At 76.2% G+C, this 23,600-nt stretch carries 21 protein-coding genes and 2 pseudogenes; 4 read left to right on the top strand and 19 right to left on the bottom strand.

What is annotated here, in order from left to right; translation table 11 throughout:
* Positions 1-38 precede the first annotated feature (38 nt).
* The 9 genes from ACYVOF_RS12095 to ACYVOF_RS12055 form a co-directional block, all read right to left on the bottom strand.
* Positions 39-998: a DegV family protein gene (locus tag ACYVOF_RS12095; RefSeq protein ID WP_460866768.1), complete on the bottom strand. Its 960-nt coding sequence runs from the start codon at positions 996-998 to the stop codon at positions 39-41.
* A 10-nt stretch (positions 999-1,008) separates the two neighbouring features.
* Positions 1,009-1,767, bottom strand: a complete 759-nt coding sequence (gene octT, locus ACYVOF_RS12090) for a diglucosylglycerate octanoyltransferase (protein ID WP_460866766.1) — start codon at positions 1,765-1,767, stop codon at positions 1,009-1,011.
* Positions 1,760-2,323 (bottom strand): histidine phosphatase family protein, encoded by a 564-nt coding sequence (locus tag ACYVOF_RS12085; RefSeq protein WP_460866872.1) that lies wholly within the window; start codon positions 2,321-2,323, stop codon positions 1,760-1,762. The genes octT and ACYVOF_RS12085 overlap by 8 nt, the downstream gene beginning before the upstream one ends.
* 77 nt (positions 2,324-2,400) lie before the next feature.
* Positions 2,401-2,835, bottom strand: a complete 435-nt coding sequence (gene rsfS, locus ACYVOF_RS12080) for a ribosome silencing factor (protein WP_460866764.1) — start codon at positions 2,833-2,835, stop codon at positions 2,401-2,403.
* On the bottom strand, positions 2,832-3,500 hold the full coding sequence (gene nadD, locus ACYVOF_RS12075) for a nicotinate-nucleotide adenylyltransferase (RefSeq protein ID WP_460866870.1): 669 nt from the start codon (positions 3,498-3,500) through the stop codon (positions 2,832-2,834). The genes rsfS and nadD overlap by 4 nt, the downstream gene beginning before the upstream one ends.
* Positions 3,501-3,579: 79 nt before the next feature.
* The gene (locus ACYVOF_RS12070; protein WP_460866762.1) at positions 3,580-5,046 is read right to left on the bottom strand and encodes a vWA domain-containing protein; all 1,467 of its coding nucleotides are present in this window, start codon (positions 5,044-5,046) and stop codon (positions 3,580-3,582) included.
* 30 nt (positions 5,047-5,076) lie between these two features.
* Positions 5,077-5,964, bottom strand: a complete 888-nt coding sequence (locus ACYVOF_RS12065) for an AAA family ATPase (RefSeq protein ID WP_460866760.1) — start codon at positions 5,962-5,964, stop codon at positions 5,077-5,079.
* 43 nt (positions 5,965-6,007) lie between these two features.
* Positions 6,008-7,300 (bottom strand): glutamate-5-semialdehyde dehydrogenase, encoded by a 1,293-nt coding sequence (locus ACYVOF_RS12060; RefSeq protein WP_460866758.1) that lies wholly within the window; start codon positions 7,298-7,300, stop codon positions 6,008-6,010.
* 36 nt (positions 7,301-7,336) lie between these two features.
* Positions 7,337-8,044, bottom strand: coding sequence for a maleylpyruvate isomerase family mycothiol-dependent enzyme (locus tag ACYVOF_RS12055; RefSeq protein ID WP_460866757.1), 708 nt, complete (start codon positions 8,042-8,044; stop codon positions 7,337-7,339).
* A 25-nt stretch (positions 8,045-8,069) separates the two neighbouring features.
* On the opposite strand from ACYVOF_RS12055, the gene ACYVOF_RS12050 reads away from it, so the two are divergent.
* Positions 8,070-8,774, top strand: a complete 705-nt coding sequence (locus ACYVOF_RS12050) for a GNAT family N-acetyltransferase (protein ID WP_460866756.1) — start codon at positions 8,070-8,072, stop codon at positions 8,772-8,774.
* Positions 8,771-10,891, top strand: coding sequence for a RecQ family ATP-dependent DNA helicase (locus ACYVOF_RS12045; protein ID WP_460866754.1), 2,121 nt, complete (start codon positions 8,771-8,773; stop codon positions 10,889-10,891). The genes ACYVOF_RS12050 and ACYVOF_RS12045 overlap by 4 nt, the downstream gene beginning before the upstream one ends.
* Before the next feature lie 48 nt (positions 10,892-10,939).
* Here the strand turns inward: ACYVOF_RS12045 and ACYVOF_RS12040 are convergent, their stop codons facing one another.
* The 5 genes from ACYVOF_RS12040 to rplU all read right to left on the bottom strand — a co-directional run bounded on the left by ACYVOF_RS12040 (position 10,940) and on the right by rplU (position 14,544).
* Positions 10,940-11,164, bottom strand: a complete 225-nt coding sequence (locus tag ACYVOF_RS12040; protein ID WP_460866753.1) for a DUF3072 domain-containing protein — start codon at positions 11,162-11,164, stop codon at positions 10,940-10,942.
* A gap of 46 nt (positions 11,165-11,210) precedes the next feature.
* Complete coding sequence (gene proB / locus ACYVOF_RS12035) at positions 11,211-12,311, bottom strand: glutamate 5-kinase (protein ID WP_460866751.1); 1,101 nt, start codon at positions 12,309-12,311, stop codon at positions 11,211-11,213.
* Positions 12,308-13,762: a GTPase ObgE gene (gene obgE, locus ACYVOF_RS12030; protein WP_460866749.1), complete on the bottom strand. Its 1,455-nt coding sequence runs from the start codon at positions 13,760-13,762 to the stop codon at positions 12,308-12,310. The genes proB and obgE overlap by 4 nt, the downstream gene beginning before the upstream one ends.
* 111 nt (positions 13,763-13,873) lie before the next feature.
* Positions 13,874-14,149 (bottom strand): 50S ribosomal protein L27, encoded by a 276-nt coding sequence (gene rpmA, locus ACYVOF_RS12025; RefSeq protein WP_460866747.1) that lies wholly within the window; start codon positions 14,147-14,149, stop codon positions 13,874-13,876.
* An 86-nt stretch (positions 14,150-14,235) separates the two neighbouring features.
* Complete coding sequence (gene rplU / locus ACYVOF_RS12020) at positions 14,236-14,544, bottom strand: 50S ribosomal protein L21 (RefSeq protein WP_460866745.1); 309 nt, start codon at positions 14,542-14,544, stop codon at positions 14,236-14,238.
* Between rplU and ACYVOF_RS12015 the strand changes: the two are divergent.
* A pseudogene (locus tag ACYVOF_RS12015) lies at positions 14,489-15,187 on the top strand (hypothetical protein); the annotation flags it as partial. The gene rplU and the pseudogene ACYVOF_RS12015 sit on opposite strands and share 56 nt — an antisense overlap.
* A 561-nt stretch (positions 15,188-15,748) precedes the next feature.
* On the opposite strand, the pseudogene ACYVOF_RS12010 reads toward ACYVOF_RS12015, so the two are convergent.
* The 5 genes and pseudogenes from ACYVOF_RS12010 to ACYVOF_RS11990 form a co-directional block, all read right to left on the bottom strand.
* A pseudogene (locus ACYVOF_RS12010) lies at positions 15,749-18,007 on the bottom strand (Rne/Rng family ribonuclease); the annotation flags it as partial.
* A 243-nt stretch (positions 18,008-18,250) separates the two neighbouring features.
* Positions 18,251-19,102 (bottom strand): TIGR03936 family radical SAM-associated protein, encoded by an 852-nt coding sequence (locus ACYVOF_RS12005; RefSeq protein WP_460866743.1) that lies wholly within the window; start codon positions 19,100-19,102, stop codon positions 18,251-18,253.
* Positions 19,099-21,081, bottom strand: a complete 1,983-nt coding sequence (locus ACYVOF_RS12000; RefSeq protein WP_460866741.1) for a TIGR03960 family B12-binding radical SAM protein — start codon at positions 21,079-21,081, stop codon at positions 19,099-19,101. The genes ACYVOF_RS12005 and ACYVOF_RS12000 overlap by 4 nt, the downstream gene beginning before the upstream one ends.
* A 117-nt stretch (positions 21,082-21,198) precedes the next feature.
* Positions 21,199-22,092, bottom strand: a complete 894-nt coding sequence (locus ACYVOF_RS11995) for a DUF559 domain-containing protein (RefSeq protein ID WP_460866739.1) — start codon at positions 22,090-22,092, stop codon at positions 21,199-21,201.
* Positions 22,093-22,222: 130 nt separating this feature from the next.
* A complete protein-coding gene (locus ACYVOF_RS11990) occupies positions 22,223-23,017 on the bottom strand; it encodes an alpha/beta fold hydrolase (protein ID WP_460866737.1) in 795 nt (264 codons plus the stop codon).
* 30 nt (positions 23,018-23,047) lie between these two features.
* Here ACYVOF_RS11990 and ACYVOF_RS11985 point away from each other — a divergent pair, with 30 nt between their 5' ends.
* Positions 23,048-23,578, top strand: a complete 531-nt coding sequence (locus tag ACYVOF_RS11985; RefSeq protein WP_460866736.1) for a hemerythrin domain-containing protein — start codon at positions 23,048-23,050, stop codon at positions 23,576-23,578.
* Positions 23,579-23,600 lie beyond the last annotated feature (22 nt).

Raw genomic sequence — 23,600 nt, 5'->3', positions numbered from 1 at the left:
GCTGTGGACAACCCCGCCGACCGCCTGTGGACAACCTCTCAGCCGTCCGCGTCGTCCCCCGGCTCGCCCGCCCCACCCGGGCAGACGACCACGCCGAGCACGCCCGGCCCGAGGTGCGCACCCAGCACCGCCCCGACCTCGCGGACGTGCAGCTCGAGCACCCCCCGCAGCCGGGTGCGCAGCGTCTCGGCGAGGTCGTAGGCCCGCTCCGCGGCCGCCAGGTGGTGCACGGCCACGGCGACCGGGCCGGGGCCCGCGGCGTCGACGGCGAGCTCGGTCAGCCGCGCCACGGCCCGCGCGGTGGTGCGCACCTTCTCCGCGGTCTCGATGCGCCCGTCGACGACGTGCAGCAGCGGCTTCACCGACAGGGCGGTGCCCAGCAGCGCGGCCGCCCCGCCCACGCGACCACCCCGGCGCAGGTGCTCCAGGGTCTCCACGCAGAACAGGGTGCGGCAGCGCCCGGCGACCTCGACCGCGGTGCGGAACGCGGCGTCGAGGTCCGCCCCGGCGGCGACCGCCCGGGCTGCGGCCAGCACCGGGAAGCCCAGGCCCATGGCGGCGGACCCGGCGTCGACCACCCGGACCCGCACCCCGCGCCGGGTCGCGGCCGCCGCGGCCGTGCGGGCGGAGTCCCACGTCCCGGACAGCTCCCGGGACAGGTGCAGCGCCAGCACCCCCGCCGCGGGGTCCGCGGCGCCCGCCGCGAGGTAGGCCTCCTCGAGCTCCAGCGGCGAGCACATCGAGGTGCTCACCGGCACGCCGTGGCGCAGCGGCAGGTCGAGCTGGCGCGAGCCGAGGTGCAGCCGGGCCCGGGGGGCGTCCGCCCCGCGCAGCGCCGCGGTCAGCTCGGCGGGCCCGACGTCGACCCCGTCGCGGCCGGTCACGTCGCCGACCCGGACGTGCAGCGGCACCACCCGGATGCCGTGGCGCCGGGCCAGGCCGGCGGGCAGGTCGGCGGTGGAGTCGGTGACGACCGCGGCACCCCCGGAGACCCCCACGGCGGCGACCCTACTGACCGGCCGCGGGGTGGTGGCCGGTCCGTGGGGCCACGGCCCGGAGCACCGGCACCACGGCGTCGGCCACCGCGGCGTGGCCCTCCCAGCCCCAGTGCATCCCGTCGGGGTTGCCGCGCCCGGCGAGCACGTGCTCCCCCACCGCCGCGCCCAGGTCGACCATCGGCACGCCGCTGCGCCGCGACCACGCCGTCAACGCCCGCACCGCCGGCTCCCGGCCGGCGTGGACGTAGCCGTAGTCGTGGGCGCGGTGGTGGGCCGGCAGGGTGGCCACCACCGGCAGCCGGGGGTGCAGCGTCGTGATCGCCACCCGGCACTGCTCCAGGTAGTCGACGCTGAGGTGCGGGGGCAGCGCGACGGGACGGCCGAGCCGGGCCAGGCGGGGCTGTGCGGCCCGGTAGGCGGCCCGGGCCGCGCGGCGCAGCGGGGGTGGCCGCAGGTAGCGCAGCTGCTCGCGCAGCGCGGTGGGCAGCGGCGAGGGCAGGGTGTCCATGCCACCGACGGCGAGGACGACCGCGCCGGCCCGGGGCAGCACCGCCCACACCCGGGGGTCCTGGGTGAGCGCCCACCAGGCGTCGCGCGTGGTCCAGCCGACCCGGGCGACGAGCTCGAGGTCCCAGCCCAGGCGCTCGGCGGCCAGCACCGGCCAGATGCCGGGGTGGTCGGCCGGGTGCGGCCCGTCGGGGCCGTGGTGGGCCAGGGAGTCCGCCAGCACGAGCAGGGTGGGCCGCGCGGGGGCAGCCGGGTCAGCCACCCAGGTTCCAGCCCTCGAGCGACCACCCGGGGCAGCCGGCCACGGTGCGGGTGCGCAGCTCGACGCGGCGCGTGTTGCCGATGCCGCCCAGCACGGCCCAGCGCTCGACCGGCAGCCCGAGCAGGTCCGCGGTGAGCGCCGCGATGAGCCCGCCGTGCGCGACGAGGACCAGCGGACGGGCCCCGGCGTCGTCGGGGGCCCCGGCCAGGGCGTCGAGCAGGGCGGCGCGGCCGCGGGCGGCGACCTCCACCTTGGTCTCCCCGCCCGGCGGCCGGAACGTCGGCTCGGCCCGCCACCGGGCCAGCGCGCCCGGCTCGTCGGCCTCGATCTCGCCGTGGGTGCGGCCCTGCCACGCCCCGAGGTGCGTCTCCCGCAGCCGCGGGTCGTGGCGCAGCGGGCCGGCCCCGGCCGCCACGACCTGACCGGCGGTGTCGGCCGCGCGGGCGAGGTCGGAGGTGACCACCAGCCACGGGTCGCGGGCGGCGACGACCGGGCCCGCCGCGGCGGCCTGGCCCCGGCCCCGCTCGTTGAGCGGGGTGTCGAGCTGGCCCTGCATGCGCAGGCCCGCGTTGTGGTCGGTCTCGCCGTGGCGCAGCAGGACGAGGTGGCGGACGGCGGGCTCCTGCGCCCCGCTCACGCCCCGCCGGCCGAGGTGCCCGCGTCAGTGCCGCCGTCGCCCGCGGCCGCGCCGGCCCCGGCCGGGTGGACGAGACCCTCCGGCAGCGGCACCACCGGGCAGTCCTTCCACAGCCGCTCCAGGCCGTAGAAGCTGCGCTCGTCGGCGTGCTGCACGTGGACCACGACGTCGACGTAGTCCAGCAGCACCCAGCGGCCCTCCTTGGTGCCCTCGCGGCGCACGGGCTTGCTGCCGGCCTCGCGCATCTTCAGCTCGACCTCGTCGACGATGGCCCCCACCTGCCGCTCGTTGGGCGCGGAGGCGATGACGAACAGGTCGGTGATGACGAGCTGGTCGGACACGTCGAGGACGACGACGTCGGTGGCGAGCTTGTCCGCCGCCGCGGCGGCCGCCACGAGGGCGGCGCTGCGGGCGGTGTCGGTTGCGGTCACGGGGTTCTCCTGCGGCTGGGGGGAGCGGGGTGGTGGTGCGCGGGGGCGGGGTCCGACGTCGGCACGGCCGCGGCGGTGCCCGGCGGGGACGTCTCGGACGCGTAGAGGCCCCGCTTGGAGATGTACTGCACCACGCCGTCGGGGACGAGGTACCAGACCGGGCGGCCCTCGCGGGCGCGCACGCGGCACTCGGTGGAGCTGATGGCCAGCGCCGGGATCTCCACCAGCGTCAGCGCCCCCTCGGGCAGGTGCGAGAGGTGGGTGGAGTCGAGCTCGTAGCCGGGCCGGGTCACCCCGACGAAGCGGGCCAGGGAGAACAGGTCGTCCACCTGGTGCCAGGACAGGATCTGGGCCAGCGCGTCGGCCCCGGTGATGAAGTACAGCTCCGCGCCGGGGTGCTGCTCGCTGAGGTCGCGCAGCGTGTCGACGGTGTAGGTGATGCCGCCCCTGTCGATGTCGACCCGGCTCACCGAGAACCGCGGGTTCGACGCGGTGGCCACCACGGTCATGAGGTAGCGGTCCTCGGCCGGGCTGACCCGCCCGGTCTGCTTCTGCCACGGCACGTTGGTGGGGACGAAGACGACCTCGTCGAGGCCGAACCGGTCGGCCACCTCGCTGGCCGCCACCAGGTGGCCGTGGTGCACGGGGTCGAACGTGCCGCCCATGACGCCGATGCGGCGGACGGGGGTCCCCCGCGTCGGTGCTGGTGTCACGACGCCCGAGCCTAGGCCAGCGCGTCGGGCGTCAGACCGGCAGCAGCCGGGACACCACCGTGGCCAGCTGCTCCGCGGTGCGGCACTCGTGCATGTCGAGCACGGCGGCGTACCGGTCCGCTGCGGAGTCCCCGCTGCCCCACTGCGACCGCGGCTCGGGGTTGAGCCAGTGGGCGTGGCGGGCCTGCCCGACCAACCGGCGCAGCGTGGTCAGCTCCGGGTCCCGGTAGTTGTTGCGGGCGTCGCCGAGCACGATGAGCGAGGAGCGCGGGGTGAGGGTCTCGGCCCAGCCCTCGGCGAAGCTGGTGAACGCATTGCCGTAGTCGGAGTGCCCGTCGAAGCTGACCAGCTTGGCCTCCCGGGTCATCCGGGCCATGGCTTGCGCCAGGTCGTTGCCCGGGTCGAAGAACCGGGTGACCTCGTCGGTGGTGTCGACGAACGCGAACACCCGCACCCGGGAGAACTGCTCGCGCAGCGCGTGCACGAGCAGCAGGGTGAAGTGGCTGAACCCGGCCACCGAGCCGGAGACGTCGCACAGCACCACCAGCTCCGGCCGGCCGGGCCGCGGCCGGCGCAGCTCCAGGTTGACCGGCACCCCGCCGGTGGACATCGACCGGCGCAGCGTGCGGCGCAGGTCGATCGCCCCGTGCCGCGACCGCCGCCGCCGGCTCGCCAGCCGGCTGGCGAGCCGGCGGGCCAGCGGGGTCACGGTGCGGCGCAGCTCGGCCATCTCGTCGCCGCGTGCGCGCAGGAAGTCGACCTGCTCGGCGATGCGGGCCACGCTGGACGCGGCCACTCGCTCCTTGCCGATCTTCTCCGCCGAGCGCCGCCGCACCTCCTCCTCGACGTCGCGGCGGAACTCCGCGATCCGCTCGCGCGCCGTCCGCCGGGCCACCTCGGTCTCGAAGTCGCTGGGGCCGCCGTCCTCCCCCGCCCCGGGACCGCCGCCGAGCAGGCCCTCGAGGATGCGGGCGAGCAGCGTGTCCGGGGAGACGTCGCGCAGCGCCTGGTACGCGGAGTACGACGGGCCGTTGCGGGTCTCGTAGCGGCCGAGCTGCTCGGCGACCTCGCGGGCCAGCATGCGCAGCAGCTCGCGGCTCTCCGGGCTGCCGTCGGCGAGGAAGTCGGCCAGCAGGTCGCGGACGGCGTCGACGTCGACCTCGCCGTCCTCGGTGCGCGGCAGCTCGGTGTCCACCCCGTCCTGGGTGCGCTCCCCGATCACCGCGGGGAACCACAGGTCGAACAGCCCGTCGAAGGTCCGGCGGTGGGTGGGTCGGCGCAGCAGGGCCGCGGCCAGGCCCTCGCGCAGCCCCTCCCGGTCGAGCAGGTCGAGCACCGAGACCACCTCGCCGGCGTCCACGGTCTCCGACGGGCCCACCGGGATGCCGCGGTCGCGCAGCGCGCCGACGAAGTCGACCAGGTGCCCGGGGATGCCGTGGGGGGCGATCGGCCGGTCGGGCACCGCCCAGGGCCTGGGGGGCAGCGGGGCTGGGCTCACGGGGTCACCACCTCCTCGGGGTCGGGCCGGTCAGTTCAGCCGCAGCTCGGCCGCGGCGCGCTGCTGGTCGGTCTGGTGCTTGAGCACCACCCCCAGCGTGCTCCGGACCGCGGCGTCGTCCAGGGTGTCCAGGCCCAGCGCCAGCAGGGTGCGACCCCAGTCGATGGTCTCCGACACCGACGGCAGCTTCTTGAGCTGCATGCCGCGCAGCACCCGGATGGTGCGCACCAGCTGCTCGCCGAGCGCCTGCGGCAGGTCCGGCACCCGGCTGGCGAGGATGCGCCGCTCGAGGTCGGCGTCGGGGAAGTCGAGGTGCAGGAACAGGCAGCGCCGCTTCAGGGCCTCCGACAGCTCGCGGGTGGCGTTGGAGGTCAGCACGACGAACGGCTTGCGGGTGGCGGTGATGGTGCCCAGCTCGGGCACGGTGACGGCGAAGTCGCTGAGCACCTCCAGCAGCAGACCCTCGATCTCGACGTCGGCCTTGTCGGTCTCGTCGATCAGCAGCACCGTCGGGTCCTCGCGACGGATCGCGGTCAGCAGCGGGCGGGTGAGCAGGAACTCCTCCGAGAACACGTCCTCCTTGGTCGAGTCCCAGTCCGCGCTGTCCCCGCTCCCCGCCTGGATGCGCAGCAGCTGCTTGGCGTGGTTCCACTCGTAGAGCGCGCGGGCCTCGTCGACGCCCTCGTAGCACTGCAGCCGCACCAGGCCCGCCCCGGTGGCCTCGGCGACGGCGCGGGCCAGCTCGGTCTTGCCCACCCCGGCCGGGCCCTCCACGAGCAGCGGCTTGCCCAGGCGGTCGGCCAGGAAGACCGTGGTGGCGGTGGCCTTGTCGGCCAGGTAGCCCGTGGTGGCGAGCTTCTCGACCACGTCGTCCACGCTGCGGAACAGCGGGGGCGTGCGGGGCAGGGCGCGGTCCACGGGCAGCTCCAAGCAGTCGGGGGTCGGGGTCGATCCTGCCCGGTCAGCCCCGCACGTGCCCGTCGCCCCAGACGACCCACTTCGTCGACGTCAGCTCCGGCAGGCCCATCGGGCCGCGGGCGTGCAGCTTCTGGGTGGAGATGCCGATCTCGGCGCCGAACCCGAACTGCTCGCCGTCGGTGAAGCCGGTGGAGGCGTTGACCACCACGGCGGCGGCGTCGACCCGGGCGGTGAACTCCCGCGCCGCGGCGAGGTCCCCGGTGACGATCGCCTCGGTGTGCCCCGTGCCCCACTCGTCGATGTGCTCGACCGCGGCGTCGAGGCCGTCGACCACCCGCAGCGCGACGTCGTGCGAGAGGTACTCGGTGCCCCAGTCCGCGTCGGTGGCGGGCACGACGCCGGGCAGGTCCACCTCGGCGTGCACCGTCACCCCGGCCGCCTGCAGGGCGGTGACCAGCGCCGGCACCGCCGCGTCGGCGACCGCCGCGTCCACGAGCACGGTCTCCGCGGCGTTGCACACGCTGACCCGGCGGGTCTTGGCGTTGAGCACGACGGCCGTGGCCATGGCGAGGTCGGCCGCGGCGTGGACGTAGACGTGGCAGTTGCCCACCCCGGTCTCCAGCGTGGGCACGGTGGCCTCGCGGACCACGGTGGCGATGAGCCCGGCCCCGCCGCGGGGGATGACGACGTCGACCAGGCCGCGGGCGCGGATGAGGTGGGTGACGGTGGCCCGGTCCTCGCTGGACAGCAGGGTCACCGCGGCCTCAGGAAGCCCCTGCGCGACCAGGGCGCTGCGCAGCGCGGCCACGAGCGCGGCGTTGGTGCGGGCGGCGCTGGAGGAGCCGCGCAGCAGCACCGCGTTGCCGGACTTGCACGCGAGGCCGAACGCGTCGACGGTGACGTTGGGCCGGGCCTCGTAGACCATGCCGAGCACCCCGAGGGGCACCCGCAGCTGGCGCAGCTCGAGGCCGTTGGGCAGCGTCGAGCCGCGCACCACCTCCCCGACCGGGTCGGGCAGGCTCGCGACCTGGCGCAGCCCCGCCGCGATCCCGTCGAGCCGCTCGGGGCTGAGCCGCAGCCGGTCGACGAGGCCCTCCTCGGTGCCGGCGGCCCGGGCCGCGGCGACGTCCTCGGCGTTCGCGGCCAGCACCACGTCCGCGGCGGCGAGCACCGCGTCCGCCGCGGCGTGCAGGGCCGCGTCCTTGGCCGAGCGCGGCAGCTGGGCGAGCACCCGGGCGGCGGTCCGCGCCGCGCGGGCGGCGTCGTGCACCGCCACCTCCAGCGGGTCGCGGGCGTCGGCGGCATCGGTGACATGCGGGGCGTCGGCCAGCGTCATGGCCCCAGGCTAGGGCAGCGGCCCGACGGGACCGCCCTAGGGCGTCAGCGCCGCCGCGAACGCCTCCTCGGCGACGGCCCGGTCCCCCGAGAGCGTCACCGCGGCCCCGGCCAGGGGCACCCGGCGCCACGCGAGCAGCAGCAGCTCCGCGGCCGGGCCGACCAGCTCGGCGCGGGGGTCGCCCACGCCCAGCACCACCCGGCCCTCGGCGTCGTCGGGGGCCAGGGCGACCGGGGCGGGCAGGTCGAGCCGGCCGTGGCGGGTCTGCACCGGGACGAACACCGACGCGACCTCCGCCAGGCCGTCCACGGCCACCTCGGTGCTGATGACGCCCGACGCGTCCTCCCCCAGCGCGGTGAGCGCGTCCCAGTGGTGGACGGCGTGCTCCTGGGCCATCCGACGCACCCAGAACCCGGCGATGCGGGGCTTGGGCCCGAAGCCCCAGCACGGCGCGTCCGGCGCGACGGCGTCCAGCGCCGCGCGCAGCTCGGCGGCGGTCACGGCCACCTGCGCGAGCGCGTCGGCGGGGTCGGCGGGCGGCTCCGGCGCGCGGGCCGGCTCCCGGGTGGTGAGCACCTCGGTCGCCCACCGGTGCACGGCGGAGAGGTGGCCCAGCAGGTCGGCCACGGAGTAGCCGGGGCAGCCCGCGACGGGGGCCACCAGCGCGGCGGGCCCCCGGTCGGCCAGGGTGAGCAGGGCGGTGAGGTGCTCGTCGAGCACGGGGCGCAGCGCGGTGACGTCCACGCGGGGCACGCTAGCGTCGGGCGCCGTGGACGACGTGGCACCCCTGGGCGAGCCGACCGACTTCCGCGGCGCGGCTACCCCCGCCCCGGTGGTGCTGACGGGCCGGTGGGTCCGCCTGGAGCCTGTCGACCCCGAGCGGCACGGGCCGCAGCTCGCGCCCACCGTCGACGACGCCCGCTACACCTACCTGCCCTACGGCCCGTTCGGCGCCGCCGGGCTGACCGAGCAGCTCGCGCGCCTGGTGGCGGACCCCGACGCGGTCCCGCTCGCGGTGTGCGACCGCGCCGGCGGCCGCGCGGTGGGCGCCCTGTCGCTGCTGCGGCTGCGCCCGGAGGACGGCGCGTGCGAGGTCGGCCATGTGCTGCTGGGGTCGGACCCGGCGCGCACGACCGCCGCCACCGAGGCGTTCTCGCTGCTGGCCCACCACGTCTTCGACGAGCTCGGGATGCGCCGGTACGAATGGAAGTGCGACACCCGCAACGCCGCCTCGCAGCGCGCGGCCCGCCGGCTCGGCTTCGTCGGAGAGGGGGTGTTCCGGCAGGACCGGGTGGTCAAGGGCCGCAACCGCGACACCGCGTGGTTCTCCGTGCTGGACACCGAGTGGCCCGTCGTCGGGGCGGCGTACCGGGCGTGGCTGGACGACGCGAACCAGGTCGACGGCGCCCAGCGGCGGACGCTGGAGCAGGTCCGGGCGGACCTGTCGGGGGGTGCGGGGACACTCACGGCATGACCGCCGCCGCGACCACCGACCTGCGCGCCCGTGCCGAGGCGCTGCTCACCGACCTGGCCGGGCCCGGGGCGGTGCTGCGCGAGGACCAGTGGACCGCGATCGAGGCGCTGGTCGCCGACCACCGCCGGGCGCTGGTGGTGCAGCGCACCGGGTGGGGCAAGTCGGCGGTGTACTTCATCGCCGCCAAGCTGCTGCGCCAGGAGGGCCGCGGGCCGGCGGTCATCGTCTCCCCCCTGCTGGCCCTCATGCGCAACCAGGTGGCCGCGGCGGCCCGGGCGGGGGTGCGCGCGGCGACCATCAACTCGGGCAACGTCACCGAGTGGGACGAGGTCCGTGCCCAGGTCGTCGCGGGTGAGCTCGACGTGCTGCTGGTCAGCCCCGAGCGGCTGAACAACCCCGACTTCCGCGAGCAGGTGCTGCCCGGCCTGGCCGCCGACGCCGGCCTGGTCGTCGTCGACGAGGCGCACTGCGTGTCGGACTGGGGCCACGACTTCCGGCCCGACTACCGCCGCATCCGCACCCTGCTGGCCGACCTCGGCGACGACGTGCCCGTGCTCGCGACCACCGCGACGGCGAACGACCGGGTGGTCTCCGACGTCGCCACCCAGCTCGGTGTCGGGGCGGGCCTCGGCGGCGGGGACGGGCAGCGCGGGACGCTGGTGCTGCGCGGCGGTCTCGACCGGGAGTCGTTGCGGCTGTCGGTGGTCGAGGTGGCGGGCCAGGCCCGTGCGGCGTGGCTGGTGTCGCACCTGGCCGAGCTGCCCGGCTCGGGGATCATCTACACCCTCACGGTGGCGCAGGCCGAGGAGGTCGCGGGCCTGCTCGCCGACCAGGGCCACGCGGTCGCGGCCTACACCGGGCGCACGGAGTCCGCGGACCGCGAGGCCCTCGAGGCGGACCTGCTGGGCAACCGGGTCAAGGCGCTGGTGGCGACGTCGGCGCTGGGGATGGGCTTCGACAAGCCGGACCTGGGGTTCGTGGTCCACCTCGGCGCGCCCAGCTCGCCCATCAGCTACTACCAGCAGGTGGGCCGCGCCGGGCGCGCGACCGAGCGGGCCGAGGTGGTGCTGCTGCCCGGCCCGGAGGACCGCGCGGTGTGGGCGTACTTCGCCTCCGTGGCCTTCCCTGCCGAGCCCGTGGTCCGGGCCGTGCTCGACGCCCTGGGCGGGTCGGAGAAGCCGCTGTCCACGGCTGCTCTGGAGCCGCTGGTCGACCTGAACCGCAGCCGGTTGGAGATGGTGCTCAAGGTGCTCGACGTCGACGGCGCGGTGCAGCGGGTCCGCGGCGGGTGGACCGCGACCGGGCAGCCGTGGACCTACGACGCCGAGCGCTACGAGGGCCTGGCCCGGGCCCGGGAGTCCGAGCAGCGGGCGGTGCTGGAGTACGTGCGCACCGAGGGCTGCCGCATGGCGTTCCTGCGCCGCGAGCTCGACGACCCCGAGCTGACCGAGGGCTGGCGGTGCGGCCGCTGCGACCGCTGCACCGGGGAGGGCTGGACCACCGACGTGGCCGCGGCGGCGATGACCTCGACGCGCGAGCGGCTCGACCAGCCGGGGGTCGACCTGCCGCAGCGACGGCAGTGGCCGACCGGGATGAGCCGGCTGGGGGTGTCGCTGTCCGGCAAGGTGACCGAGGGCCCGGAGCCCGGGCGCGCGGTGGGCCGGCTGACCGACCTGGGCTGGGGCCTGCGGCTGCGGGCCCTGCTCGACGGGCCCGACGACGTCGCCGACGAGTCCCTGGTGCGGGCCTGCGTCGCGGTGCTCGCGTCGTGGCGGTGGGCGGTGCGCCCGACCTCGCTGCTCACCCTGGCCTCCGAGACCCACCCTGTGCTGCTGACCAGCGTGGGCGAGCGCCTGGCCGAGCTGGGCCGGCTCGCCGACCTGGGCACCCTGCACCACCGACCCGACCACCCCCCGGTGCGGGCCGTCAACTCCGCGCACCGGGTGGCCGGGCTGATCGGGTCCTGGGAGGTGCCCGACCTCGGCGGGGTCGACGGCCCGGTGCTGCTGCTCACCGACCGGGTGGACACCGGGTGGACGACGACGGTGGCTGCCCGCGAGCTGCGCGCGGCCGGCGCGGACGCGGTGCTGCCCTTCGCCCTGGCCGCCACCACCTGAGACGGCGACGGACCGCCCGGTGGGGCGGTCCGTCGGGTCGGGCAGCGGCTACCGCCCGCGGCCCGTCTTGGCCTGCAGCTCGTCGATCATCTTCGAGGCCTCGGCCTTGTCCAGCGTCTCCGGCAGCTCGACCCCGGCCTCCTGGGCGAGGGTGGACAGGTAGCTCTTCTGCGCCCCCGTCATCGGCTCCTCGCCGGTCACCCACTGGTCGGGGTCCTTGACCGCGTTCTGGTCCACGGCGTCGTCGTTCGGGCTGGTCGGCTGCTCGCTCATGTGTTCGACGCTAGCGCGCGGTGGGCGCGGGTGCACGACGAGCCGGTCAGACGGGGACGAGGTCGTCCGCGTGCACCACGGGCCGCTGCAGGTCCGCCGGCAGCTCCGAGGTCGAGCGGCCCAGCACCCCGCCCAGCTCGGCGGCGTCGTAGGCCACCACGCCGCGGGCCACGACGTGGCCGTCGGGCCCGTGCAGCTCGACCACGTCACCGGCGGAGAAGTCACCGGTGACGCCGAGCAGGCCCGCGGCCAGCAGGGAGCGGCGCCGCTCGACGACGGCCCGGACCGCGCCGGCGTCCAGGGCGACCGAGCCCGTCGCGTCCGCGGCGTGGCGCACCCAGAAGCGGCGGGCGGTGAGGCGCTGGGCGCGGGCCGCGAACGCGGTGCCCACGACGGCCGCCGCCAGCGCGCGGTGGGCGTCGGCCGCGGCCGCGAGCAGCACCGGCACCCCGGCGTCGGCGGCTAGCCGGGCGGCGGAGAGCTTGGAGGCCATGCCCCCGGTGCCCAGCGCTCCCCCGGACCCGGCCCGCACGCCGTCGAGGCCGTCGGACACGGCCACCTCGGGCACCAGGGCGGCGTCACCGCGGCGGGGATCGCCGTCGTGGAGGCCGTCGACGTCGGACAGCAGCACCAGCGCGTCGGCACCGACGAGGTGGGCCACCAGCGCGGCCAGCCGGTCGTTGTCGCCGAAGCGGATCTCGGTGGTGGCCACCGTGTCGTTCTCGTTGACCACCGGCACCACCCCCAGCGACCGCAGCCGGTCCAGGGTGCGCTGGGCGTTGCGGTGGTGCCCGCGGCGGCTGACGTCGTCCGCGGTGAGCAGCACCTGCCCCACGGTGCGGCCGTGCCGGGCGAAGCCGGCCGACCACGCCTGGGCCAGCGCCAGCTGCCCGACGCTGGCGGCGGCCTGCTGGGTGGCGAGGTCGCGGGGCCGGCGGGTGAGCCCGAGCGGGGCCAGCCCGGCCGCGATGGCCCCCGAGGAGACCACGACGACGTCCGACCCGGCGGCGCGCCGGGCCTCGACCGCGTCGACCAGGGCATCGAGACGGGTGGTGTCGAGCCCGCCGGCCAGGCTGGTCAGCCCGGAGGAGCCCACCTTGACCACGACGCGCCGGGCGGCGGCGACCGCCCGACGGGTCTCGCTCACTCGTCCTCCACCACGTCCAGACCGCGGCGCACGCGGTGGGCGGCCTTGCGCTCGGCGGCGCCGATCCGGTCGACCTGGTCGATGCGGGCGTCGGTGCCGCGTCCGGTCATGGTCAGCGCGACCCCGGCCGGGGTGGAGGGCTCCCAGTCGAAGGTGATGCCCCGGATGGTCACCGGGGTGCCGGGCTGCGCCCCGCGCTTGGCCAGCGCGTCCTCCACGCCGAGGCGGGCCAGGCGGTCGGCCAGGTAGCCCACGGCCTCGTCGTTGTCGAAGGCGGTCTGGGCGATCCACCGCTCGGGCCTCGCCCCGCGCACCACGAAGCCGCCTGGGATGTCCGGGTCGGCGACGATCTCGAAGCCGGAGTCGTCGACCGCGACGGGACGCAGCACGGGCCGGGTGCGCTCGGCCGGGGGGTGCGCGGCGCGGAACGCGGTGACGGTGGCGGCCAGCGCGAAGGTCAGCTCCCGCAGCCCGTCGTGGGTGGCGGCGGAGATGGTGAACACCGGCCAGCCGCGGGCCTGCAGGTCGGGGGTGACCAGCTCGGCCAGCTCGGCGGCCTCGGGCACGTCGGCCTTGTTCAGCACGACGACGCGGGGCCGGTCCGGGAGGCCGCCCAGCTCGACGTCGCCGGTGAGCACCGGCTTGTACGCCGCCAGCTCGGCCTCGAGGGCGTCGACGTCGGAGAGGGGGTCGCGGCCGGGCTCGAGGGTGGCGCAGTCGACGACGTGCACTAGCACGGCGCAGCGCTCGAGGTGGCGCAGGAAGTCCAGGCCGAGGCCGCGGCCCTCGCTGGCGCCCGGGATGAGGCCGGGCACGTCGGCCACGGTGAAGGTGGTGTCGCCCGCGCTGACCACGCCGAGGTTGGGCACCAGCGTGGTGAACGGGTAGTCGGCGATCTTCGGCTTGGCCGCGGAGAGCACTGACACCAACGAGGACTTGCCCGCCGACGGGAAGCCGACCAGGCCCACGTCGGCCACCGACTTCAGCTCGAGGACCAGGTCGTGGACCTCACCGTCCTCGCCCAGCAGGGCGAAGCCGGGGGCCTTGCGGGCCCGGGAGGCCAGCGCGGCGTTGCCCAGGCCGCCGCGGCCGCCGGCGGCCGCGACCAGCTCGGTGCCCTCACCGACGAGGTCGGCGATCATGCGGCCCTGGGCGTCGTGGACCACGGTGCCGTCGGGGACGCTGAGCACGAGGTCCTCGCCGTTGGCCCCGTTGCGGTGCGCACCCATGCCCTGGGTGCCGCGGCCGGCCTTGGCGTGCGGGTGGTGGTGGAAGTCGAGCAGCGTGTGCACGCCGCGGTCGACGCGGAGCACGACGTCACCGCCCCGCCCGCCGTTGCCGCCGTCGGGCCCGCCGAGGGGCTTGAACTTCTCGCGGTGCACGGAGGAGCAGCCGTTGCCGCCCGGCCCGGCCTGGGCGTGGACCACGACCCGGTCGACGAAGCGGGACACGACGATCTCCTGACGGTGGTGCGGGTGGTGCGGGGGTGAACGCCGACGGGGGCGGGCGGAGCACCGGGTGACCCGGTTGCCCTGCCCGCCCCCGTCGGGGAGTGCTGGTGGTCAGACCGCCGCGGGCTCGGCCTCGGCCGGGACGACGATGTTGACGGTCTTGCGGCCCCGCTTGGCGCCGAAGGCGACCTCGCCGGCCGCGAGCGCGAACAGGGTGTCGTCGCCGCCGCGGCCCACGTTCACGCCGGGGTGGAAGTGGGTGCCGCGCTGGCGGACGATGATCTCGCCGGCGCTGACGACCTGGCCGCCGAAGCGCTTCACGCCCAGGCGCTGGCTGTTCGAGTCGCGGCCGTTGCGGGAGCTGGAAGCACCCTTCTTGTGAGCCATCGCGGTCCTCCGGAGGTGGTGGTCGAGCGCTGTCGGGTCGAGCGCTGTCGGGTGGTGCGGGACGGGCCGCCGGCGCGGCCCGGGTGCTACTTGGAGATGCCGGTGACCTTCACGCGCGTCAGCTTCTGGCGGTGGCCCTGGCGCTTGTGGTAGCCGGTCTTGTTCTTGAACTTGTGGATCCGGATCTTCGGGCCCTTGGTGTGCTCGACGACCTCACCGGTGATCGACGCGGCCGCGAGGGCGGCGGCGTCGGTGGTGAGGTCGGTGCCGTCGACGAGCAGCACGGCGGGCAGTGCGATCTCGGCCCCCGGCTTGCCGTCGATCTTCTCGACCTCGACGGTGTCGCCGACGGCGACCTTGTACTGCTTGCCGCCGGTCTTGACGATCGCGTACATCGGAGGGGATCTCCTGCCACTCGTGCTGCTGCGTCCCGGCTCGTCGGTCCCGGCGCTGCGCGCGCCGGCCCCCGTCGAGCGGACCTGGTCTTGTCGGCCTCTCGGCCACGGTCGCCGCGGGGCTGCCGCCCGGCGCGAGGTGCGCACGGGAGCACAGCCGCCTGACGACGACCGCCCAAGGTTACGGGGCCCGTCGCGGGGAGGTCAAACCAGGTCCGACCTCCCCGCGGGGCACTCCTCAGGCGTCGGCCCCGACCGGGGGCCCGGCGGGCCGCCCGGCGGCGCGGCGACGGCGGGGCCGGACCGGTGCCACCACGGGCTCCGGGGCCACGGGCTGCTCGGCCACCGGCTGCTCGGCCGCGGCAGGCTCGTCGTCGGCGGGGACGCTGGAGTCGGCGGCCTCGGCCACGACGACCTCGGCCTCCACCTGCGACTCCCGCTCGGACTTCGACTCGGTGCCGGGGGCCGGCTCGTCGGGGGTCACCGGGTCGGGGGTCACCGGGTCGGGCGCAGCCGTGGGCCGCGACGCCCGGCGGGAGCGTCGAGCCCGGGTCGGGGCGGCCGGCGGGGTCTCCGCCGCGGGCCCCGCGTCGACCTGCGCCGTGCCGACCTGCGCGGTGCCGTCCTGCGCTGGGTCGACCTGCGCCGTGCCGTCCTGCGCTGCGTCGCCCTGCGCCGCGTCGACCTGCGCCGTGTCGTCCGGCTCCGGGGCGTCCGGCACGGTCGCGTCGACGACCTCGGTGACCGTGTCCGGGGCCGCGGTGGGCCGCGACGCCCGGCGGGACCGTCGTGCCCGGGTGGGGGCGGCCGCCGGCGCGTCCGCGCCGGGCTCGGTGGCCACGACGGTGGACGGGTCCGCCTGCGGGGCGGAGCCGGTCGTGACCGCCGCGGTGGCGCCGTTCTCCGCCGTCCCCGCGGTGTCCGTGCCCCCGGTGACGACACCGCTGTCGTCACCGTTCTGGGCGGCGCTGGCCTTGGCCGCCGCGAGGAACGCCGGGTGCGGACCCTTGGGCACGACCCGCGCGGGCGGGGTCTCCGGCACCGGCTCGGCGCGACCGCCGCGCCGCGAGCGCCGGCCCCCGGTGTCGCCGCCCGAGCTGCCGCCCGAGCTGCCGTTCGACCCGCCGCCCGAGGAGTCGGTGGCCTGCACCGGCTCGGACTGGATGACCACGCCCCGGCCGTGGCAGTGCTCGCAGGGGGTGGAGAACGACTCGACGAGGCCCTGGCCCATCTTCTTGCGGGTCATCTGCACCAGGCCGAGCGAGGTGACCTCGGAGACCTGGTGGCGGGTGCGGTCGCGGCCCAGGCACTCGGTCAGGCGGCGCAGCACCAGCTCGCGGTTGCCCTCGAGGACCATGTCGATGAAGTCGACGACGATCATGCCGCCGATGTCGCGCAGCCTCATCTGCCGCACGACCTCCTCGGCGGCCTCGAGGTTGTTCCGGGTGACCGTCTCCTCGAGGTTGCCCCCGGAGCCGGTGTACTTGCCGGTGTTGACGTCGACGACCGTCATGGCCTCGGTGCGGTCGATGACGAGGCTGCCGCCCGAGGGCAGCATGACCTTGCGCTCGAGCGCCTTGGTCAGCTGCTCGTCGACGCGCATCTCGGCGAACACGTCGCCGCCGCCCTCGTGGTGGCGCAGCCGGTCCTCGAGGTCGGGCGAGACGTCGTGGACGTAGCTCGACACGGTCCGCCAGGCGTCGTCGCCGGAGACCACGACCTGCTCGACGTCGGAGTTGAACAGGTCGCGCACGACCTTGACCAGCAGGTCCGGCTCCTCGTACAGGCTGTGCGGGGACTTCTGGCCGGAGGCCTTCACCGTCTCCGCCTCGGCCGAGATGGCCTCCCACTGCGCCTGCAGCCGGTCGACGTCGCGGGCCAGCTCCTCCTCGGCCACGCCCTCGGACGCGGTGCGGATGATGACGCCGGCGTCCTCGGGCACGATCTTCTTGAGGATGGCCTTGAGCCGGCTGCGCTCGGTGTCGGGCAGCTTGCGGCTGATGCCGGCCGAGGTGCCCCCGGGGACGTAGACCAGGAAGCGGCCGGGCAGCGAGATCTGGGTGGTCAGCCGGGCGCCCTTGTGCCCGACCGGGTCCTTGCTCACCTGGACCAGCACGAGGTCACCGGAGCTCAGCGCCTGCTCGATCTTGCGCGAACGCCCGCCGAGGCCCGCGGCCTCCCAGTCGACCTCGCCCGCGTAGAGCACGCCGTTGCGGCCGCGGCCGACGTCGATGAACGCGGCCTCCATGCTGGGCAGCACGTTCTGCACCCGGCCGAGGTAGATGTTGCCCACCATCGACGGGGTGCCCGACGAGGTGACGAAGTGCTCGACGAGGACGCCGTCCTCGAGCACGGCGACCTGGGTGAGCGCGTCGTCCCCGTGGCCCGGGCGCTCCCGGACGACCATGGTGCGGGCGACGGCCTCGCGGCGGGCCAGGAACTCCGCCTCCGACAGGATCGGCGGGCGCCGCCGGCCCTGGTCGCGGCCGTCCTTGCGCCGCTGCCGCTTGGCCTCGAGCCGGGTCGAGCCGGTGATGCCCTGCACCTCGTCGGCCGAGCCCGAGCCGGACGAGCCCCCGCGGGAGCGGCGGGACTTGCTGCGGGGCTCGCGCTCCGCGGCGGTGTCGGCGCCGGCGTCCTTGTCGCCGTCCGCGCCGTCACCCGAGCCGTCTGAGCCCGCGCCGTCGGCGTCCCCGCCCCGGCGGCGACGACGGCGGCGGCGGCGACGGCTGCCCGAGCCCGCGTCGTCACCGTCGTCGGACCCGTCGCCGTCCTGCTCGCCCGTGGCGCCGTCGGCCTGCTCGGCATCGGCGGCGGGGGCGTCCACGTCCCCGGCGCCGGCGTCCGGCGCGGTGGTCGCGGCGGCGGCGGACTCGCTGTCGCTCGACCCGGTGTCGGTCGACCCGGTGGTGTCACCGGTCGCGTCGTCCTCGCTGGTGTCGTTCTCGCCGTCGGCGGGACCGCGGCCGCGACCGCGGCCCCGGCGGCCCCGGCGGCGGCGGCGGGGACCGGAGTCGTCGTCCGCGTCGTCCCCCGCAGCGCTGCTGCTGCCGTCGGTGCCGGTGTCGGTGGTGTCCGTCTCGGTGGGCTCGGCGGTGGTCGCGCCCGCCACCTCGGCGTCCTCGGCCCCGGTGTCGGCCGGGGCGGCCGCGGCGCGGGTGGCGCGGCGGCGACGCGGCGGGGCCTTGACCGGCTCGGGCGGGAGGAAGAGCGGGACCACGGCCGGGTCGGTCGGCCCGTCGGTGTCGGGCTCGGCGAGGTCGGGCAGCGGCGCCGGGCCGGAGTCGACCTGCGCGGTGGGCAGGGCGGCGTCCGTGCCAGCGTCCGTGCCGACTGCAGGCTCGCCGGCGGGGGCCTGCTCGGCGGGGGCGAGCGCGTCGCGGACCTGCTCGGCCGTGGCGCGGTCGACGCTGGACTGCGCGCTCTTGACCTCGAGCCCGCGGCCCGCGAGGTCGGCGAGCACCTGCTTGCTGGTCACCCCCAGCAGCTTGGCCAGGGCGTGGACGCGGAGGCGGGCGGGCAGCTCGGTCGCGGTGGTGGGCGGGGTGGTCGTCTCGGTGGTGGCCACGGGGGTCTCCTCCGCCCCCGGGCGCGTGCACCGGTGGAGCAGGTGCGAGGCGGCCACGCGGGGGCGCGTGTGTAGTTCTGGTGGCCGGCGCCGGGATGGCGCCGGTGGGTGAAGCGGGTGGGTCGGTGGAGCTGGCGGTCAGGGGGTCATCAGGTGCTCGTCGACGACGCCGGGCCCGCGCCTGCCCGGAGCACCGGACCCTGCCGGTGCCGCTACCCGGTCGGGAGCGAGCGGATCACCGAGCTGACCGTCGCCGTCGAGCGGACCCTGCGCCACCCTGGTCGCCCGGACGGGCGAGGGCGGCTCCAGGTCCGCGACGGCACGCAGCGCGCTCATGACGTCATCCGGTCGTACCGCAGGGCTCACCTGCCGTACCACTGCCGTCAGTATCCCACACACCGTGGACGGACCGTCCGGGCTCGCCGGATCGCGACCCGGCTCGGAGGTGACGACGAGCGACACGACGGGGCCCCGGACGTCCACGGCGCGGCGTCCGCCCTTGGTCATCCGCTCCACCTCGACCACCTCGGTGGCCCGGAACACCTCGACCGCCGCGGCGAGCACGTCCTCGGCGACCCCGTCCAGCCGCAGCTCCCAGCAGCTGGCCTCGACCCGGTCGGGCAACGAGCCCGGACCTGCGGTGACGGCGTCGACGACGTCGAGGCCCGGAGGCAGCGCACGGTCGAGCTCGCGGGCCAGGACGAGGGGGTCGAGCACCCGCACCAGGGACAGCTCGACGTACTCCGCCTCGCTGGCGACCCCGGTCGGCGACGCCCCCACCCACGACACCTTGGGGTGCGGGTTGAACCCCTGCGAGTAGGCCATCGGCACCCCGGCGCGCCGCAGCGCCCGCTCCATGGCCCGGGCGACGTCGCGGTGGGAGGTGAAGCGCAGCCGCCCGCGCTTGGCGTAGCGCAGCCGCACCTTCTGCACCGGCGCCGCCGACGGGTTCGGCTCGTGGCCGCTGCGCGGGGCGGCCGGGCCGCTCACTCCCCCGCCAGCGCCGGGTTGGTGATGGGGCTGCCGGTGCTGACCGGGGCGATGGGCAGCAGGGTCCGCCCGGTCGGCCCGACCTCGATGTCGGTGCCCATCGACGGGCACACCCCGCAGTCGAAGCACGGCGTCCAGCGGCAGTCGTCCTGCTCCTGGCTGTTCAGCGCGTCCTGCCAGTCGTCCCAGAGCCACTCCTTGTCCAGCCCCGAGTCGAGGTGGTCCCAGGGCAGCACCTCGGTGCGCTCGCGCTCGCGGGTGGTGAACCAGTCCAGGCTCACCCCCAGCGGCTCCAGCTCGGCCGCGGCGGCGCCGACCCAGCGGTCGTAGGAGAAGTGCTCGCTCCAGCCGTCGAACCGGCCGCCCTCGCGCCACACCCGCTCCACGACCTTCCCGACGCGGCGGTCGCCCCGGCTGAGCAGGCCCTCGACCAGGCTGGGCTTGCCGTCGTGGTAGCGCATGCCGATGGCGCGGGCCATGCGGCGGTCCTTCCCGACCTCGGCGCGCAGCTGGCGCAGCCGGTCGTCGACCACGTCGGGGTGGCACTGCGCGGCCCACTGGAACGGGGTGTGCGGCTTGGGCACGAAGCCGCCGATGGAGATGGTGGCGCGGATGTCGGAGTGCCCCGCGGCCGCGCGGCCGGCGAGGATGACCTCGCGCGCCATGCGGCCGATCTGCAGGACGTCCTCGTCGGTCTCGGTGGGCAGGCCGCACATGAAGTACAGCTTCACCTGCCGCCAGCCGTTGGCGTACGCGGTGGTGACCGTCCGGATGAGGTCCTCCTCGGACACCATCTTGTTGATCACCTTGCGGATGCGCTCGCTGCCGCCCTCGGGGGCGAACGTCAGCCCGGACCGCCGGCCGTTGCGGCTGATCTCGTTGGCCAGGTCGACGTTGAACGCGTCGACCCGGGTGCTGGGCAGGCTCAGCCCGGTGCCGGTGCCCTCGTAGCGGTCGGCGAGGCCCTTGGTGACCTCCGCGATCTCGGAGTGGTCGGCGCTGGACAGGCTGAGCAGGCCCACCTCCTGGTAGCCGGTGCTCTCCAGCCCGCTCTGCACGATCGCGCCGATGCCCTCGATGCTGCGCTCCCGCACCGGGCGGGTGATCATCCCGGCCTGGCAGAAGCGGCAGCCGCGGGTGCAGCCGCGGAAGATCTCGACGCTGGCCCGCTCGTGGACCGTCTCCGCCAGCGGCACCAGCGGCTTCTTCGGGTACGGCCAGGCGTCGAGGTCCATCGTGGTGCGCTTGAACACCCGGAACGGCACCCGCGGGTCGGTCGGCACCACGCGCTGGATGCGGCCGTCGTCGAGGTAGTCGACGTCGTAGAACTTGGGCACGTACACCCCGCCGGACTCCGCGAGGCGCAGCAGCAGCTCGTCGCGCCCGCCCGGGGAGCCCTCCGCCTTGTGCGCGCGGATGACGTCGGTGACCTCGAGGACGGCCTCCTCGCCGTCGCCGAGGACGGCCGCGTCGAGGAAGTCGGCGATGGGCTCGGGGTTGAACGCGGCGTGACCGCCGGCGAGGACGATCGGGTGCCGCTCGTCGCGGTCGCGGGCGTGGATCGGGATGCCCGCGAGGTCGAGCGCCGCCAGCAGGTTGGTGTAGCCCAGCTCGGTGGCGAAGCTGACGCCGAGGACGTCGAAGTCGACCACCGGGCGGTGCGCGTCCACGGTGAGCTGCGGGACGCCCGCCTCGCGCATGAGCGCCTCGAGGTCCGGCCACACCGCGTAGGTGCGCTCGGCCAGGACGTCGGGCTGCTCGTTGAGCAGCTCGTAGAGGATCATGACGCCCTGGTTGGGCAGGCCGACCTCGTAGGCGTCGGGGTACATCAACGCCCAGCGGACCGTCGTCGCGTCCCACTCCTTGAGGGTGGCGTTGAGCTCGCCGCCGACGTACTGGACGGGCTTGGTGACCCGGGGCAGCAGCGGCTCGAGCTCGGCGAACAGCGACTGTCCCGGCGTGCGTGCTGGTGCGGACATGCCGGACACGGTAGTCGCGCCCGTCCACCCCCCACCCGCGCGCCGCCACCGTTCCGGGGTGTCTGCAAGTACCCCCGGGAGCGCCCACGGCGTCTGCAACCACCACCAGGACCCCGGTCAGGCGGCTGCGCGCGCCACGGCGGAGCGGACCACGGCCACGAACCCGTCGGTGTCGTGCACGACGTCCCACCAGGTGAAGCGCAGCACCCGCCACCCCAGCGCCTCGAGCGCGTTCTGCCGACGACGGTCGCGGAAGACGGCCGCGGGCGCGGAGTGCACCGACCGGCCGTCGAGCTCGAGGGCCAGCCGCAGCTCCGGGTAGCCGCCGTCCAGCCGGGCCACGGCCGCACCGGAGGCGTCTCGGACCACCAGCTGCGGCACGGGGAGCGGCACCCCGGCGTCACCGAGAGCCAGCCGGGCCGCGGTCTCGAGGATCGACTCGGCCAGGCCGTCGGCGCGCGCGACCCGCGATCCCACCCCGGGCAGCCCGCGACCCCGCGCGGCGGCCTGCAGGTCCGTGCGGGTGACCAGCCCGCGCCGCAGGGCGTCGTCGAGGCACCACACCGCCTCGAGGCGCGGCAGCGCCGCCGCGAGGTCGACCAGGGTGCGCACCACGGCGGTGACCGGGACGCCGCCGGGCGCGACGACGTCGCCCAGGGCGAGCGGCCGGCCGTGGAAGACCAGGTCGCGGCGGCGGGTCCGGCGCAGCTCGCGGGGCACCGTCACGTGCTCGGTCCGCGGCCGGTCCGGGACGGCGAGCCGGTGCACGCGCGCAGCGGTGGTGTGGCTGGCCACCGCGCGGTCGACGCCGCACGACAGCACCGCGGCGCGCGCCAGGGCCAGGGCAGCGGGCGGCGCACCCCGCTGGGCGTAGACGCCGCGCTGCACCCGCACGAGCCGTCCGGTGCGCAGCGCCACCACGAGCTGGTCGGGGTCGACGCCGCTGCCGAGCACGCGGTCGCGCAGGACGAGCCCGTCGTGCTCGGCGAGGTCGGTCCACCACTGCTCCACGTCCGCGACGGTGCCGTGCCGCGCCCCGTCCGGGAAGCCCTCGGGCGCGGGCTGTGGACAACGTGGACGTGGTGGCGGTTGCAGACGGCTGGGGGCGTCCGGGGGGTACTTGCAGACACCCCCGCAGGCGTCAGGCCGACCGCGCCGCCAGGCGGGTGAGCGCGGCGGCGACCTCGGCGGGCCGCTCCAGGCACGTGAGGTGGCCGGTCGCGGGCAGCAGCACCAGCTCGGCGTCGGGGCGCAGCGCGGCCAGCTCGTGGGCGCGGGCCGGCGGGGTGGCCGTGTCCTCCTCGCCGAACAGCAGCAGCACGGGCACCGGCACCCCGCGCACCGCGTCGGAGGTGTCGCTGCGCGCGGCCACCGCCCGGGCCACCCACGCCACCCCGGCCGGGTCCTGCGAGGTCAGCACGGTGCGCACCCGGTCCTCCAGGTCGGGCCGGTGCGCGTGCGCCGTCTCCCCCAGGCCCTCCTGCACGGAGTCCGACACCGGGTCCAGGGACCCGGTGCGCTCGACCTCGTCGGCGACGTCGCGGCGGCCGGCGGGGACGTCGGGGGCCATCACCCGCGTCGTCGTCGAGCACAGCCCCAGCCCGGCGAGGCGGCCCGGGTGGTCGCGGGCGAGAACGGCGGCGACGTAGCCCCCGGTGGACAGGCCGACCACGACGGCGCGCTCGACGCCGAGGTGGTCGAGCACCTCGAGGACGCCGTGGGCCGCGTGCTCCAGCGACGGCGGCTCCCCAGGCACCGAGGAGCCGCCCAGCCCGGGCAGGTCCACGGAGACCGCGCGGACCGCGCCGCCCAGCTCGGCCACGACGTCGTCCCAGGTCCGCGAGTCGAGCGGGAACGCGTGCAGCAGCACGACGGGCACGCCGTCGCCCCCGTGGTCGGTGTGGGCCAGCACGGCCACCTCGCTCTCCCCCGGCACGGCCGGGACGATCTTCGTAGGCTCGCCGGCATGACCGACCAGCTGCCTGACATCGCCACCGCCGACATCACCGCCCTGATCATGGACGACCACGAGTGGCTGCGCCGCGCGTTCGCCCGCCTCGACGACTGCTCCACCCCGGACGAGCTCTCCGCGGTGTGGGAGCCGCTGGCCCAGCGCCTGGAGACCCACGCCCAGGCCGAGGAGGAGGTCTTCTACCCCGCGCTGCTGCGCAAGGGGGACGACGAGACCTCCGAGGACGAGACCGACGACGCGATCGGCGACCACAACGACATCCGGGACGCGGTGGCCGACTCCCGCACGCACGAGGTGGGCAGCCACGAGTGGTACGAGGCCGTGGGCCGCGCCCGCACCGAGAACTCCGACCACCTGGCGGAGGAGGAGGACGAGGGCCTGCCGAACTTCCGCAAGAACGCCCCCCGGGAGCTGCGGGCCGAGCTGGCCCAGCAGTGGATCGCCTTCTACGCCGCGCACCCGGGCGGTCGGGGCGTCGACGACTCCGACAAGGACCCGCAGAGCTACATCGAGCAGAACAGCTGACCTCTCCGGGCGGCCCGGGGCA

This window comes from Rhodococcus aerolatus (assembly GCF_054783215.1).
Note: the sequence above shows the minus strand (reverse complement) of the source record. Positions and strands in the feature narration are given on the sequence as shown.

Excerpts from the sequence above, each read along its gene's own strand:
- ACYVOF_RS12085 (WP_460866872.1), bottom strand. The coding sequence starts at position 2,323 with ATGCAGGGCCAGCTCGACACCCCGCTCAACGAGCGGGGCCGGGGCCAG.
- nadD (WP_460866870.1), bottom strand. The coding sequence starts at position 3,500 with ATGGGCGGCACGTTCGACCCCGTGCACCACGGCCACCTGGTGGCGGCC.
- ACYVOF_RS12060 (WP_460866758.1), bottom strand. The coding sequence starts at position 7,300 with ATGACGCTGGCCGACGCCCCGCATGTCACCGATGCCGCCGACGCCCGC.
- ACYVOF_RS12045 (WP_460866754.1), top strand. The coding sequence starts at position 8,771 with ATGACCGCCGCCGCGACCACCGACCTGCGCGCCCGTGCCGAGGCGCTG.
- ACYVOF_RS12040 (WP_460866753.1), bottom strand. The coding sequence starts at position 11,164 with ATGAGCGAGCAGCCGACCAGCCCGAACGACGACGCCGTGGACCAGAAC.
- rpmA (WP_460866747.1), bottom strand. The coding sequence starts at position 14,149 with ATGGCTCACAAGAAGGGTGCTTCCAGCTCCCGCAACGGCCGCGACTCG.
- rplU (WP_460866745.1), bottom strand. The coding sequence starts at position 14,544 with ATGTACGCGATCGTCAAGACCGGCGGCAAGCAGTACAAGGTCGCCGTC.
- ACYVOF_RS12000 (WP_460866741.1), bottom strand. The coding sequence starts at position 21,081 with ATGTCCGCACCAGCACGCACGCCGGGACAGTCGCTGTTCGCCGAGCTC.
- ACYVOF_RS11985 (WP_460866736.1), top strand. The coding sequence starts at position 23,048 with ATGACCGACCAGCTGCCTGACATCGCCACCGCCGACATCACCGCCCTG.